This window comes from Gordonia sp. SGD-V-85 (assembly GCF_001456905.1).
GTDB lineage: Bacteria > Actinomycetota > Actinomycetes > Mycobacteriales > Mycobacteriaceae > Gordonia > Gordonia hongkongensis.
Window position 1 is genome coordinate 87257 of sequence record NZ_LNQO01000014.1, and the last position, 14471, is coordinate 101727.

Here is a 14471-nt window from a genome sequence, read left to right on the forward strand (position 1 = left end):
TCAACCGGAATTGTCGGTGGCCGGGTTTACATTGTTTTTCAACGGATCACCTGGTCGCAGCGGGTGAGTGGACAGGCGTCGGGGGGCGTGGTGAAGGCGTGGACCGATCTGCCGGGCGAGTACATCGCCGGGGTCGATCCTGCCCACGCCGCCGAGACCGACATGGTCATGTTGATGGCCGGCCTCGACGCCACCCGGCGCGGCGAGTCCTACCTCGCCTGGCACCGCTATCAGACGATCGCGGCGATGACCGACCGCCTGATCACCACCAGCGCGTCCGGGTTCGTGATGGACGGCCATGCTGACTGCGCGGCCCGCATCGCCCGCCAGGCCGGGGTGTCCCGCCGCCACGCCGAAACCCTCATCGATGAGGCCATCGCGCTGCGGGATCGGCTCCCCGAGGTCGCCGACACCCTGCGTGACGGGGTCCTGTCGCAGTGGCAGATCCGGCTGATCATCTCCCGCACCGAACTGATCCCCACCGACGACCCGATCACCCCCGCGTTGGACGCCGAGATCGCCGACACTGTGCGCCGCCGAACAGGTGTGTGGGATCGGGCGCGGCTGCGGGACATGGTCGACCGCCTCGTGTTCCGCCACGACCCCGACGCGGTACGCCAACGCCGCCAAGACGCGATGGATCAGCGTGGGGTGTGGACCCACGAACTGCCCGACGGCACCGCCGAACTCACCGCCGTGATGTCGGCGGAAAACGTGCGGATCTCGGCCAAAGCCGTCGCCATCCTCGCCGACACGGTCTGTCAGCGAGATGGCCGCACCCAGGGGATACGACGATCCGATGCGATGTTCGCGCTGTTGACCCGCACCAGCTTCGACTGCCAATGCGACGACGACGAGCCGTGCACCGCCGACATCCCCGACCCACACGATGTCCTCGACGCGGTCCGCGCCGAGATCGTGATCCATGTGGTCACCGGTGCCGCCACCCTGGCCGGGGCACCCGGGGTCGGGTTCCTCGACGAACACGGCATCATCAGCGACCAACACGTCCGTGACCTCGCCGCCCGCCCCGACGCCACGCTGTCCCCGGTCACCCCCGCCCGCACCCAACCCACCTACGTCGCCCCCCAGCACCAACGACGCCGACCAGCGGCGGACCGCCCAACGCCCGGCACCAGCCGAGGACACCCGAGCCGACGCCGCCACGACCGGCACCCGCGGCGAAAACGAGACGGACGCAGCCGAACCCGATCCGTCCGTCGAGACCACCGCGAGTGTCGCAGTGGTCTACCCGGCCACCCACCCCGGCAACGGATACCGGCCCACCACGGCGTGCGCCGACTTCGTGCGAGTCCGGGACGGCTACTGCACCGAACCCGGCTGCACCCGTTCAGCATTCGCCTGCGATCTCGACCACGTCACCGAATACGACCACACCGACCCCGCCCGCGGTGGGGCGACGTCGAGTGAGAACCTCAACACCAAATGCCGTCCCGGTCACCTCTTGAAAACCCACGGGGACTGGGTCGATGTGCAATACCGCGACGACGACGGACGCCTGGTCACCGACTACGCGACCCCCGAAGGGGTCACCCTGCCCGGCGACGCCGAAACCCTCGAAGACACCTTCCCCAACCTGCGGCGGATCCGGTTCGAACAAGCCGCCCAAGCCCCACCCACCCCACGGGTGATCACCGCCGTCAACCCGGAGCGCACGCACAGCCGACTGGACGCCAAACTGGCCCGCCGGCGACAAGAACGCGCCCGAAACAAACGAGCCCGCGAAGAACTCGACCGCATCGACCCACCGCCCTTCTGATCCGGGGAGCCAGGGCCGTCGGCGTCGAACGATCAGCGCTGCCGCAGGAACCGCGCCGCGGCTGCGGCGCCACCGCCCGCGGCGCCGAGAACGATCGCAGTACCGGCGCCGTACTTGGCGGCCTTGCGCGCGGTGCGGAAGTCGTACATCTCCCAGCCGCGGACCTTGGCGACGTCGCGCAGGTCGGTGTCGGGGTTGATCGCCACCGCGCGGCCGACGAGCGACAGCATCGGTACGTCGTTGTGCGAATCCGAGTACGCCGTACAGCGTTTGAGGTTGAGCCCCTCGCGGATCGCGAGCGCGCGCACCGCATGGGCCTTACCGGGGCCGTGCAGGATGTCGCCGACGAGCCGCCCGGTGAAGACCCCGTCGACGCTCTCGGCGACGGTGCCCAGCGCACCGGTGAGGCCCAGCCGGTCGGCGATGGTCTGCGCGAGTTCGACGGGTGTCGCGGTCACCAGCCAGACCTGCTGTCCGGCATCGAGGTGACGCTGTGCCAACGCCCGCGTACCCGGCCAGATCTTGTCCGCGATGTAGTCGTCGAAGATCTCCTCGCCGAGCTCGACGAGTTCGGAGGTCGGCTTGCCCGCGATGAACGACAACGCCTTCTCCCGGCCCTCCGCGACGTCGCGCGCATTCTCCTTGCCGGTGATCCGGAACTTCGCCTGCGTCCACGCGAAATCCATGATGTCGCCGTAGGTGAAGTACTTCCGCGCGGCGAGACCGCGAGCGAAGTGCACGATCGACGCGCCCTGGACCAGGGTGTTGTCGACGTCGAAGAAGGCGGCCGCGGTGAGATCGCGCCGCGGTTCGCCCGGGATCTCGGCCGTCGGGCGCGAACGCAGCGAGTCGACGGCGGCCTTCGCGCTCGCCTCACCGGCCAGGGTCTGGCGGAGTTCGTGAGCCGTCTGCCGGAAGCGGCCGGTCGCGGCGGTCGCCCGCTGGGAGATCCAGGTGGTGACCCGGTTGGACTCGTCGTCGACGAGTTCGTGGAGTTCGGCGTCCTCGTCGAAGTCGTCGGTGAACTCCACGCTCGCGGCGTGGGCCTCCCAGTCGTCGCCCGTCGGGCCGTCGCCCTGCATCGGATTCGGCGGGAGAAGTGCGGCGTCGTCGGGCGTCTCGTCGTCCTGCCGGTCTTCCGGGCCCGGGGTCTCGCCCACTGCCCACCTCCCACGCGTAGCGCCAGCACTGCTTGCCGGGTACAGCCTAGTGGTGCGCCTGGGAACCGGGCGACTGGTCTCCGGCGTTCGATCCCCCGCCCGGTGACGGACCGCACACCGCCGGCGGGGGAGGGTCACCCGGCTGATCCCGCGGGCGCTGCGCTGGGAGGATGGTCGGCATGACGGTGGAACTGTTGACCCGTGCGGGGTGCGCGGCGTGCGCGGCGGCCCGCTCCGAACTGACCCGGATCTGCGCCGACATGGGCGTGGAGTTCACCGAGGTCGACGTCGACGAGGCGGCCGAAGGGGGTCGGCCGGACGTGCGCGCCGAGTTCGGCGACCGGCTCCCGGTGGTCCTCCTCGACGGTGACGAGCACAGCTACTGGGAGGTCGACGAACCGCGTCTGCGGGCCGATCTCGCGGCGCGGCGGTGATCGGCGCCCACGTTCGACGAGACGCCTAACACAGCACGGCCGATCCCGAGGGGCCGTGTGAACAGATTCACAGGGAAGTTATATCCTCCCTTGGTCGGGCAGAGTCGGGTCCCGGTGTCTGGTGACGCCGGCAGATGTGTGGGAGTGCGAGTGGGCGCGGAGAGTGCGAAGTCGGCCGACGCCGACCCTCCTGCGTCCGCCGTCCCTCCGGTCGACGACCCCGCCACCGACATCCCCGGTCCCACGGTTGCTCGGTTGGCCACCTACCTGCACGTACTGCGCTCGTTCAGTCGTCGGGGCATCCTGCTGGCGTCGAGCGGCGAGCTCGCGACGGCAGCCGGGGTCAACCCGGCCATCCTGCGCAAGGACCTCTCCTACGTCGGCGCCAACGGCGTGCGCGGCGTCGGATACGACGTGGGCAAGCTGACCGCCCGGATCTCGATGACGCTGCACACCGACAGCATCCACACCGTCGCGCTCGCAGGCGCCGGCTCGCTCGGCCGTGCGCTGCTGTCGCACGCCGGCTTCGGACGCGGCTTCCGGGTCGCCGCGATGTTCGACGCCGATCCGGCCCTGACCGGCGCGGTTCTCGAGCCGGGCGGCCCGCGGGTCGCCCCGCTGACCGACATCGCCGCCGTCTGCGCACAGGTGGTCCCGGCCGTCGAGATCGCGGTGATCGCCACCGCCGACGACGACGCCCGACGCGTCTTCGATGCATTCGTGGCCGCGGGTGTCCGGCAGGTGCTCAACGTCACGCCCGTGTCGCTTGCGGCGGAGTCGGATGTTGTCGTCAGACAAGTTGATCTAGCCTTGGAACTACAGGTGTTGGCTTTCCAGGCCTCTCGCGGGCCGCGCGACGACGTCAAGGAGGCGCGCGAGGCGAAGCCGACGCGGGGGCACCGGGGAAGTGCCGGACACCAGGGAAATGTGATGGGTGAAGAAACGGTGACAGCGTGAGTGTTCTGTTGTTCGGGGTATCGCACCGCAGTGCTCCCGTCGAGGTGCTCGAGCGGTTGGCGGTCTCCGACCACGACCGCCCCAAACTGATCGACGAACTGCTCTCCTCGCGGGCGATCTCCGAAGCCATGCTCGTGTCCACGTGCAACCGCGTGGAGATCTATGCCGTCGTCGACGCCTTCCACCCGGCGCTCGAGGCGGTCGGCTCGGTCCTCGGCGACCACTCCGGCATGACCGTCAACGAGATGACCCGCCACGCCTACGTCCGTTACTCCGAGGCCGCCGTCGAGCATCTCTTCACCGTCGCGGCGGGCCTCGACTCGCTCGTCGTCGGCGAGCAGCAGATCCTCGGTCAGATCCGCAACGCCTACCTCAGCGCCGACGCCAACGACTCCGCCGGACGAGTGCTGCACGAGCTGGCGCAGCAGGCGCTGCGGGTCGGCAAGCGCGTGCACACCGAGACCGGCATCGACCGCGCGGGTGCCTCCGTGGTCTCCGTCGCGCTGCACCGTGCGAAGTCGCTGCTCGCCGATCCCGCGACGGGCGCGCATCGCCTGCGCCGCGCGGTGGTCGTCGGTGCCGGCGCCATGGGCGGTCTGGCGACCGCGCAGCTGGCCCGTGAGGGCGTGACCGAGATGGTCGTCGTCAACCGGACCGTCGACAAGGCCGACCACCTCGCGGGCAACATCGCCGCCAACCACGGCATCAGCGTCCGCGGCGTCGGGCTCGACGACCTGCCGGAGGCGATGGCCACGGCCGACGTCGTCGTCACGTGTACGGGCGCGATCGGTGCGGTCGTCGGCGTCGGGTCGGTGCACTCGGCACTCGCGGCCCGTACCGGGGACGCAGCACCGCTCGTCATCTGCGACCTCGGGCTCCCGCGTAACGTCGACCCCGCCGCGGCCCGCCTGCCCGGCGTGCACATCGTCGACATCGAGGGACTGCGCGGCGACTCCGAGACCCAGGCTGCCGAGAACGACACCCTCGCCGCCCGGTCGATCGTCGCCGCCGAGCTCGCCGACTACCTCACGCACCAGCGTCAGGCGGAGGTCACCCCGACCGTCGCGGCCCTGCGCCAGCGCGCGGCCGACGTCGTCGAGGCGGAGATCCTGCGCCTCGAGACCCGCCTGCCCGACCTCGAGGGCGCACAGCGCGACGAGGTCGCCAAGACCGTCCGCCGCGTCGTCGACAAGCTGCTGCACGCACCGACCGTGCGCGTCAAGCAGCTCGCCTCGACCCCCAACGGGGATCACTACGCCGAGGCGCTGCGCGAGCTGTTCGAACTCAAACCCGGTGCTGCCGAAGCGGTTTCGGCTCCCGACCATCTCGGTGGCCTGCCTTCGGGCGAGGTGGCCGGCGATCTGGGTGACCGATGAGCGAACCCTCCACCGCGCCGATCCGGATCGGTACGCGGGGCTCGCTGCTGGCCCGGACCCAGTCGCAGACCATCGCCGACGCCCTGACCGCCGCCGGACATCCCGCCGAACTGGTCATCATCAAGACCGCCGGTGACGCCTCGGCGGCCCCCGTCACCGAGATCGGCGTCGGGGTGTTCACCACGGCGATCCGCGTCGCGCTGCGGAACAACGAGGTCGACGTCGCGGTGCACTCGTACAAGGACCTCCCGACCGCCCCCGAGAACGACCTCACGATCGCGGCCGTCCCGCCGCGCGTCGATCCCCGGGATGCGCTGGTCGCACGCGACGGAATGGTGCTCGGCGAACTGCCGCCCGGCTCGGTGATCGGTACCTCGGCCCCGCGGCGGGCCGCGCAGCTTAGAGCACTGGGTCTCGGTTTGGAAATCCGCCCCCTACGAGGCAACCTAGACTCTCGGTTGGGCAAAGTCGCCAGCGGCGAACTCGACGCAGTCGTGGTCGCCCGCGCCGGACTCGTGCGGATCGGACGGACCGACGTGGTCTCCGAGGCGCTCGAACCGGTGGTCATGCTGCCGGCGCCGGCGCAGGGTGCACTCGCTGTGGAGTGCCGCTCAGACGATGCCGAACTGGTGAGAATTCTCGCCGAGTTGGACGACCAGTCCACCCGCGCGGCCATCGAGGCCGAACGGGCGGTACTCGCGGCTCTCGAAGCCGGATGTACCGCACCGGTCGGTGCGATCGCCGAGGTGGTCGAGTCGATCGACGAGGACGGGCGCATCTTCGCCGAACTGTCGTTGCGTGCGGCGGTGGCGGCCGAGGACGGGTCGGACGTGATCCGCGCTTCGGTGGTGGGTCCGGTCGATCGTGCCGTTCAGCTGGGCAAGGACCTCGCCGCCGAACTGCTGGAGCTGGGAGCGGGCGACCTCGTCAACTCTCCCTAGCAGAGAACGAACTGCAGCCCTCGCCGAGAGGGCAGGAGAGTGCGAACCCATGAGCCGTACGAAGAAGGCAAATCCCGGACGGATCCTGTTCGTGGGGTCGGGTCCAGGGGACCCAGACCTGCTCACCGTGCGGGCACGCACCGTGATCACCAACGCGACCACCGCCTACATCGACCCCGATGTACCCGCGCCGGTGGTGTCGCTGATCGGCAGTGCGCATCGCGACGAACCCGCCGCCGACACTCGCCGATCCACCAAGAAGGCCGAGAAACCCGCTGACGACGCCGCGTCGACGCCCGCCGCATCGGCCGACGACTCGCAGGCCGCCGGTGGCGAGGCCGGCGCGACCGATGCCGGGCAGACCGACGAGGAGTCGGTGGTCCGGCCGGCGCTCGGCGATCCGGCCGAGGTCGCCAAAACTCTCGTGGCCGCGGCCCGCAACGGCGACGACGTCGTGCGCGTGGTCGCCGGCGATCCGCTGACCACCGATTCGGTCCTCGCCGAGGTCAACGCCGTCGCCCGTACGACGGTCACCTTCGAGGTGCTGCCGGGCCTGCCCGCCGCATCCGTGGTCCCGAGCTACGCCGGCATGCCGCTCGGTTCCACCCACACCGAGGCCGACGTGCGCGGCGAGGTCGACTGGGCCGCGTTGGCCGCCGCCCCCGGCCCGCTGGTGCTGCACGCGACATCGGGCCACCTGGCCGAGACCGCCAGCGCGCTCACCGAGCACGGCATGGCCCCCCAGACCCCGGCCGCCATCACCATCAACGGCACCACCTGTGCGCAGCGCACCATCGAGGCCACGCTCGCGACGCTCAACGAGCAGGGCAACGCGCTCACCGGTCCGCTGATCGTCACGGTCGGCAAGGTCGTGGGTGCGCGCGGCAAGCTGTCGTGGTGGGAGTCGCGCGCCCTGTACGGCTGGACCGTCCTGGTGCCGCGGACGAAGGACCAGGCCGGCGACATGAGCGAACGCCTCGTCAGCCACGGTGCGATGCCCAAGGAGGTGCCGACCATCGCGGTCGAGCCGCCGCGGAGCCCCGCGCAGATGGAACGCGCCGTCAAGGGTCTTGTCGACGGGCGGTACCAGTGGGTGGTGTTCACCTCCACCAACGCGGTGCGCGCGGTGTGGGAGAAGTTCGCCGAGTTCGGGCTGGACGCCCGGGCGTTCTCCGGCGTCAAGATCGCCTGCGTCGGTGAGGCCACCGCCGAGAAGGTGCGCTCCTTCGGCATCAACCCCGAACTCGTGCCGTCGGGTGAGCAGAGCTCGCTCGGTCTCCTCGAGGACTTCCCGCCCTACGACGACGTCTTCGACCCGGTGAACCGAGTTCTGTTGCCGCGCGCCGACATCGCGACCGAGACACTGTCCGAGGGACTGCGCGACCGCGGCTGGGAGATCGACGACGTCACCGCGTACCGCACCGTGCGCGCCGCGCCGCCGCCCGCCGAGACCCGCGAGATGATCAAGACCGGTGGTTTCGACGCGGTCTGCTTCACCTCCAGCTCGACCGTGCGCAATCTCGTGGGCATCGCCGGAAAGCCGCACGCGCGCACCATCGTCGCGTGCATCGGGCCCAAGACCGCCGAGACCGCAACGGAATTCGGCCTCCGGGTGGATGTTCAGCCGGAGAACGCATCGGTGCTCGAACTCGTCGACGCGCTCGCCGAGCACGCCGCCCGACTTCGGGCCGAGGGCGCACTTCCGCCCCCGCGCAAGAAGTCTCGCCGCTCGCGTTCCTGAGCTGCTCCTGCTCCCTGAGGTGCGAGGAGCGAAAGCCGAGGCTCCTGCTCCCTGAGGTGCGAGGAGCGATAGCGACGAGCCTCGAAGGGCCCGTGAGACGAAGGAGACCCATGCCACCCGTGATCCGGCCCCGACGACTGCGCACCACCCCGGCCATGCGCCGGCTGGTCGCCGAGACCTCGCTGGAGCCGCGACATCTGGTGCTGCCGATGTTCGTCGCCGACGGCATCGACGACCCGGCTCCGATCTCGTCGATGCCGGGCGTCGTGCAGCACACGATGGATTCGCTGCGGACCGCCGCGGCCGAGGCCGTCGACGCCGGTGTCGGCGGGCTCATGCTGTTCGGGGTGCCGCGCGCCGAGGACAAGGACGCCACCGGGTCGGGTGCGGATGCCGACGACGGAATCCTCAACCGGGCTCTGCGCACCCTCGGTGACGATCTCGGGGACGCCACGGTCCTGATGGCCGACACATGCCTCGACGAGTTCACCGATCACGGGCACTGCGGCGTCGTCGACGGTCGGGGTCGCGTCGACAACGACGAGACCCTCGCACGCTACGTGTCGATGTCCCTGGCGCAGGCGCGGGCGGGTGCGCATCTGCTCGGGCCGAGCGGGATGATGGACGGCCAGGTCGCCACGATCCGGGCCGCCCTCGACGCGGCGGGCTTCACCGACACCGGGATCCTGGCCTACGCCGCGAAGTACGCCTCGGCGTTCTACGGCCCGTTCCGCGAGGCGGTCGGCTCGTCGTTGCAGGGCGACCGGCGCACGTACCAGCAGGACGCGGCCAACCGGGTCGAGGCGCTGCGCGAGGTCCGGCTCGACCTCGAGGAGGGCGCCGACATCGTGATGGTGAAGCCGGCGATGAGTTACCTCGACATCGTGCGCGACGTCGCCGACATGAGTGACGTGCCGGTCGCGGCCTACCAGATCAGCGGCGAGTACTCGATGATCTCCGCCGCCGCCGAACGCGGCTGGATCGACCGGGATGCCGCGATCCTGGAATCGCTGACCGCCATCCGACGGGCCGGTGCGTCGATTGTCCTGACCTACTGGGCGGCCGAGGTGGCGCAGCGCCTGTCCTGACCTGAGCGTGTAGGGCTCGTGGTGATGCCCGTTCACTAGGCTGGTCCCATGTCCGCACCGTACGACCCCGCGTCCGTCCCCGGCGCGCCGTCGCGACCGAAGATCCCCGACTCCATCTCCATCGCCGTCGAGCTCTGGGTGGTGGTGATCGTCGGGCAGATCGTGGCGATGTTCGCGCAGACCGGCACCTTCGTCGACATGATCCGCGATCAGGTGAGTTCCGCTCCGCAGGAAGGGGTCCCGCCCGAGCAGATCGACTTCATGACCTCGTCGGGGTTCGTGGTCGGTGTGCTGGTCGTGACGTCGCTGTTCCTCACCGCGATCACGGCACTGGTCGTCTGGTTCACCCGTAAGGGCTACAACTGGGCGCGGATCGTGCTGTCGGCGATGGGTGTCTACGTCGTGGTCAGCCTGCTCTTCTCGCTGTTCGGTGGCGACACGTCGCCGGCGTGGGCGATGGTCCCGCAGGTGATCAGCGGCGTCGCGGCGCTCGGTGCGACCGTGCTCCTCATGCGCGGGGACTCGGAAAAGTACTGCCGGGAGATGGCCGCAGCGCGGAAGCCGCAGCCGGTCCACCCGCCGTCACCCCCGTACCCGTACGGCCAGAACCCGTACGGCCAGAACCCGTACGGCCAGAACAGGCCGTATGGTGACAGCGATCATCGCGGCGCGCCCGGCCCGTACTCCGACGACGCCCGATCCGAGCCCGTTCACCTCGACAAGCCGCATCCGGAGAACCGGGGCACCGACAACCAGAACGAAGGACCGAAGAACCAGTGACAAGTCCTGATCCGGCGCTGCGTCCGAAACTCGTCGTCTGGGCCTACCGGTGCTGGCTGACCTCCGGCGCACTGCTGATCGCGCTCGGTGCACTGGTCATCGTCGTGTCGGCGGCCAGCGACACCGGGACCGTCACGTCCGGGGTGCTCGGCGCCATGGTCGCCGTCGTGGGTGTCGGGTACATCCTGCTGGGCAGCAAGGCCTACACCGGCGATGTGCGGTGGCGGTCGTCGCTGGCGGCACTGACCCTGGTCGTCGTGGCCATGCTGCTGTTCCTGAGCCTGGGGATGAACTTCTTCGCGTTCCCGTTGCTCGCGGGCCTCATCGGTTTGTTCGGGTCGTTGCTCGCCTACCGTCCGCCCGCCGAGACCTGGTACACCGGCAAGGAGCCGGAGCCCAAGACGCCGCGATCGCGCAAGTAGGGCACATGACCGACGACGATCCCGAAGGTCACGACCCCGTCGAGCCGGCGGGCGAGGTGCTGTTCGCCGAGTCCGGCGGCAGCTGGTGGGTGGTGCTGATCGGTCCGGTCCTGGTGGGCGCGGTCCTCGCGATGGAGATCGCCGGGCCCGGTCAGGTGCACTGGCCGGTGCTGGCGATCTTCTTCGTGCTGCTGCTGGGGTTCTCGCTCGTGCAGGTGTCGGCAGCCCGTCGGCATGTCAGCGTCGAGCTCACCGAGACCACGCTCCGCCAGGGTGCCGTCACGACGCCGCTGGCCGACATCGCGAAGATCTTCCCGCCCAATCACAGCCACACCCCCGAGGACTGGGAGAGTGCGTCCGCGTTGGGCGAGCTGCACGGTGTACCGCGCCGCCGCAAGGGAATCGGTGTGCAGCTGACCTCCGGGCGGATCGCCCAGGCGTGGGCCCGCGACGTCGAGCGGTTGCGCAGCGAGCTCACGCAGGCGCACGAGGCCGTCCGGCTGGGGCTACCGCCTCGGGGGACGTCGAGGACGGAACCGTCCTCGGAGGATCAGGACACCACGGAGTGACGCCCCGCCCGGCTGTCGCGGTAGGCGCGGCGTCGTAGATCCCCGAGCCACGACGGGGCGAACTCGACGCCCTCGGGCCGGTGCAGGATGGGGTCGAAATCGACGTCGAGTCCGGTGAGGACACGGTCGAGTTCGATCCGGACGACCGGCACGAACCGTCCGGCGCCGGCCTCCAGGACGATCACGATCGGTTGGTTGCGGCGGAGACGGCCGGCCAGGTCCTCGATCGACAGGCCCGAGGAGTCCGACGGTTCGAGGATGCGGGCCCGAATCCAGTAGAGGTCGCCGTCGTACCGGTACGGCGTCAGGCTCGACACCGCGGTGGCCCAGTGCGTCGTCGGCAGCGGGACGGGCAATCGGCCGTCGAGCGGCGCCGGGCCGGCGAGCAAAAGATCCCACGCGCCGGTGGCGTTGGTCGACGGCGACACCCCGCCGCCGCCAACGGCGCCGGGGTCGGTCGACGGGAAGCGGATGGCCAGGCCGACGATGTCTGGTAGGCCGCCGGGTGTGCCGATGCCCTTGGACACCCGCACCGACACCGGGCCGCTGTGGAAGGGGAGTGGGTGGTCAGCTGACAGCGCGGCCGCGCCCCCACACAGCAGACCGTCGGGGTGGAACACCCGGGCGTGTCTGAGGGCGGCCAGCCAGCGGAACGGGGTCGTGATGAGGTCGGGTAGTGCGTTCATGAGAACTCCGGGTTGTCGGTGCGTTCCTAGCCGGACGGGTCCGGATCGACGACGTCCTTGATCTTGCCCATGACACCCTTCTCGGTGCCGAACTGCGGCTTCTGCGGGTGCCCATCGCGCCGTCGTAGGTCTCGTAGAGCTTCGGGTCCGGCGGCGGCCCCGACTGCCGATCGCCCAGCGGCTGCGGGTCAGTATGCCCGTGGTGCGCGGGCCCAAACACCAATGCCGAAACGACAACGCGGCCACCGTCTGTTCGACGGTGGCCGCGATGGTCTCGAGAGCGGGGCTCAGCCGTTCTGGAGCATGGGTGCGCGCAGCAACTCTTCAGGGACGCCGAAGGCGTCGACGAGCGACCGGGCATGCGGTCGCAGTTCCTGGCAGAGCTCGTTCACGCCGCGGCGGATCGCCTTGGCGCGCTCCACCGAGATGTGCCGGTGCATCATGAACCAGGACAGGTCGTCCGCCAGTGCCGAGTAGACGAACAGGTCGCACACCTTGCCCAGAAGCTCGGCCGCCGAACGGGAATCGCAATTCTCGATCGCCTCGACAAAGGCCTCGAGCACCACGCGTTCGATGTGCGCGTGCCCGACCTTCAGCAGGTGGTCCTGCGCGTTGTTGAACACCTCGAAAGCGTCGTTGTCGTCGTCGAGCGCGCGGCGTAGACGTTGGGCGCACGTCCGGACGAGGTGGTCCTCACGGTTACGAAACAACCGGATCTGGGTGCTGCGGTCGGTGAGCGCCGACTTCTCGGTGTCCTCGTCGGAACCGTCGAGCAGGGTCTGCACGACCTGCCGGACCGCGGTCTTCTCGGCCACCACGTCGCGGGCCATGCCCGCGATGAAGCGCACCCAGCCGCCCGCCGAAAGGCCCTGGACGTCTTCGGAGTACGCGGACAGCAGTTCCTTGGCGATGAGCTGCGTCATGATCGTGTTGTCGCCCTCGAAGGTGGTGAAGACGTCGATGTCGCCGCGCATGATCGACAGCTGGTTCTCGTCGAGATAGCCTGCGCCGCCGCAGGCTTCACGGCTGACGTTGATCGCGTGGGAGGCGTGCCACGTGGCGTAGGCCTTGAGGCCGGCGGCCTGCCCCTCGAGCTGGCGCTGGCGTCCGGCGTCGGAGTCGTCGGGTGCGACCGACTGGACCTCGTGCAGTTCGTCGACGATCTCGTTCTGCGCGAATCCGATCGCGTACGACTTCGCGATGAGCGGCAACAGCTTTCGCTGGTGACCGAGGTAGTCCATCACGGTGATCTCGTCGGTGCCCTCGGGCGCCTCGAACTGCTTGCGGATCAATCCGTAGCGGGTCGAGAGTGCCAGCGCCTTGCGGCCGGCGGCACCCGCGGTCGCCGCCACGCTGACGCGGCCGCGGATGAGGGTGCCCAGCATGGTGAAGAAGCGGCGGTTGGTGTTCTCGATCGGCGAGCTGTAGCTGCCGTCATCGGCGACGTCGGCGTAGCGGTTGAGCAGGTTCTCCGCGGGGATGCGGACGTTGTCGAACATGATCCGGCCGTTGTCGACGCCGGCGAGTCCGCCCTTGTACCCGCAGTCGCTGGTGGTGACGCCGGGCAGGTCGGCGCCGTCCTCGTCCCGGATCGGCACCACGAAACAGTGCACGCCACGGCCTTCGGGCTCCTTGTCGGGCCCGCCGGTGACGAGCTGGGCGAACACCGCGGCATACCGGGCGTGCGCGGCGGCGCCGCCGATGTAGTCCTTGCGGGACGACGGGGTGGGGGAGTTGATCACGAACTCGCGGGCCTCGCGGTCGTAGGTCGCCGTGGTCTCGATGGCCTGCACATTCGAACCGTGCCCGGTCTCGGTCATCGCGAAGCACCCGAGGACACTCAGGTCGATGATGCCGGGCACGTACTTCTCGTGATGCCTTGCGGTACCGAGGTTTTCGACGGCGCCGCCGAAGAGGCCCCATTGCACGCCGGCCTTGACCATGAGGGACAGATCCGCGTAACCGAGCATCTCGATGGCGGTGATCGACGCGCCGATGTCACCGCTGCCGCCGTGGTCCTCGGCGAAACCGGCGGCCGCGAAACCCTGCGAGGCGAGCTCGCGCATCACCTCGAGGGTGTGGGCGCGCGCCTCGTCGAGCGTCCGGGACGGGTCGGGCAGGAGGTCGGCGCGGTTCGAGTTCTCCCGCACCGTCTCCCTCGTCGCCCGCCAGCGACCGTCGAGGACGAACCGCAGATTGTCGACGAGCAGTGCCCGCTCGTCCGCGGACAGTTCGTCGTCGGCGGAGACGTCGGTCGGGGCGACCGGGTCGTCGACGGTCGGTTCGGTCGCGATGGGTGTCGGACTCGTCGTCGACGGGGTCTTCTCCGTCGAGCTCTTCTCAGCCGGGGTCTTCTCGGTGGGAGCGGTGGGGGTTGCCATGGCTCCACCGTACGTAGTGACCACGCGTCGGACCCAGCTTTTGTGGCGGTCGCTACTGACGAGTAATGCGCACCGATCCGCTGCACGGGTCCGCGCCGAACTCCCGGTTCGGGACGGCCCGAGGGTCTCGTCGCCTCCATGTGGTGATACTTGACC

Annotated in this window: 12 protein-coding genes and 2 pseudogenes; 10 read left to right on the forward strand and 4 right to left on the reverse strand. The window is 69.7% G+C overall.

From position 1 onward, the window contains the following. Positions 1–90 precede the first annotated feature (90 nt). Positions 91–1780: pseudogene (locus tag AS181_RS16495) on the forward strand (DUF222 domain-containing protein). 32 nt (positions 1781–1812) lie between these two features. Here AS181_RS16495 and AS181_RS16500 read toward each other — a convergent pair. Further along, positions 1813–2940: an HAD family hydrolase gene (locus AS181_RS16500; protein ID WP_058252643.1), complete on the reverse strand. Its 1128-nt coding sequence runs from the start codon at positions 2938–2940 to the stop codon at positions 1813–1815. Between the two features lie 179 nt (positions 2941–3119). Here AS181_RS16500 and AS181_RS16505 point away from each other — a divergent pair, with 179 nt between their 5' ends. From AS181_RS16505 to AS181_RS16545, 9 genes are all read left to right on the forward strand, one after another. Next, positions 3120–3374: a glutaredoxin family protein gene (locus AS181_RS16505; RefSeq protein WP_058252683.1), complete on the forward strand. Its 255-nt coding sequence runs from the start codon at positions 3120–3122 to the stop codon at positions 3372–3374. Positions 3375–3524: 150 nt separating this feature from the next. Beyond that, positions 3525–4331, forward strand: coding sequence for a redox-sensing transcriptional repressor Rex (locus AS181_RS16510; RefSeq protein ID WP_058252644.1), 807 nt, complete (start codon positions 3525–3527; stop codon positions 4329–4331). Next, a complete protein-coding gene (locus tag AS181_RS16515; protein WP_058252645.1) occupies positions 4328–5707 on the forward strand; it encodes a glutamyl-tRNA reductase in 1380 nt (459 codons plus the stop codon). The genes AS181_RS16510 and AS181_RS16515 overlap by 4 nt, the downstream gene beginning before the upstream one ends. After that, complete coding sequence (hemC, locus tag AS181_RS16520; protein ID WP_058252646.1) at positions 5704–6648, forward strand: hydroxymethylbilane synthase; 945 nt, start codon at positions 5704–5706, stop codon at positions 6646–6648. The genes AS181_RS16515 and hemC overlap by 4 nt, the downstream gene beginning before the upstream one ends. A 49-nt stretch (positions 6649–6697) precedes the next feature. Continuing rightward, positions 6698–8389, forward strand: coding sequence for a uroporphyrinogen-III synthase (locus AS181_RS16525; protein ID WP_058252647.1), 1692 nt, complete (start codon positions 6698–6700; stop codon positions 8387–8389). Positions 8390–8499: 110 nt separating this feature from the next. Beyond that, positions 8500–9477: a porphobilinogen synthase gene (gene hemB / locus AS181_RS16530; protein WP_058252648.1), complete on the forward strand. Its 978-nt coding sequence runs from the start codon at positions 8500–8502 to the stop codon at positions 9475–9477. A gap of 48 nt (positions 9478–9525) precedes the next feature. Continuing rightward, entirely contained in the window at positions 9526–10257 is a 732-nt protein-coding gene (locus tag AS181_RS16535) for a hypothetical protein (protein ID WP_058252649.1), read from the forward strand. Then, positions 10254–10679, forward strand: coding sequence for a hypothetical protein (locus AS181_RS16540; protein ID WP_058252650.1), 426 nt, complete (start codon positions 10254–10256; stop codon positions 10677–10679). The genes AS181_RS16535 and AS181_RS16540 overlap by 4 nt, the downstream gene beginning before the upstream one ends. Before the next feature lie 5 nt (positions 10680–10684). Next, a complete protein-coding gene (locus tag AS181_RS16545) occupies positions 10685–11248 on the forward strand; it encodes a hypothetical protein (RefSeq protein WP_058252651.1) in 564 nt (187 codons plus the stop codon). Here the strand turns inward: AS181_RS16545 and AS181_RS16550 are convergent. The 3 genes and pseudogenes from AS181_RS16550 to AS181_RS16555 form a co-directional block, all read right to left on the reverse strand. Then, entirely contained in the window at positions 11230–11934 is a 705-nt protein-coding gene (locus AS181_RS16550) for a hypothetical protein (protein WP_058252652.1), read from the reverse strand. The two genes, AS181_RS16545 and AS181_RS16550, sit on opposite strands and share 19 nt — an antisense overlap. A 26-nt stretch (positions 11935–11960) precedes the next feature. Continuing rightward, a pseudogene (locus tag AS181_RS25725) lies at positions 11961–12124 on the reverse strand (manganese catalase family protein); the annotation flags it as partial. Positions 12125–12221: 97 nt separating this feature from the next. Beyond that, entirely contained in the window at positions 12222–14315 is a 2094-nt protein-coding gene (locus tag AS181_RS16555) for an acyl-CoA dehydrogenase family protein (RefSeq protein ID WP_058252653.1), read from the reverse strand. Positions 14316–14471 lie beyond the last annotated feature (156 nt).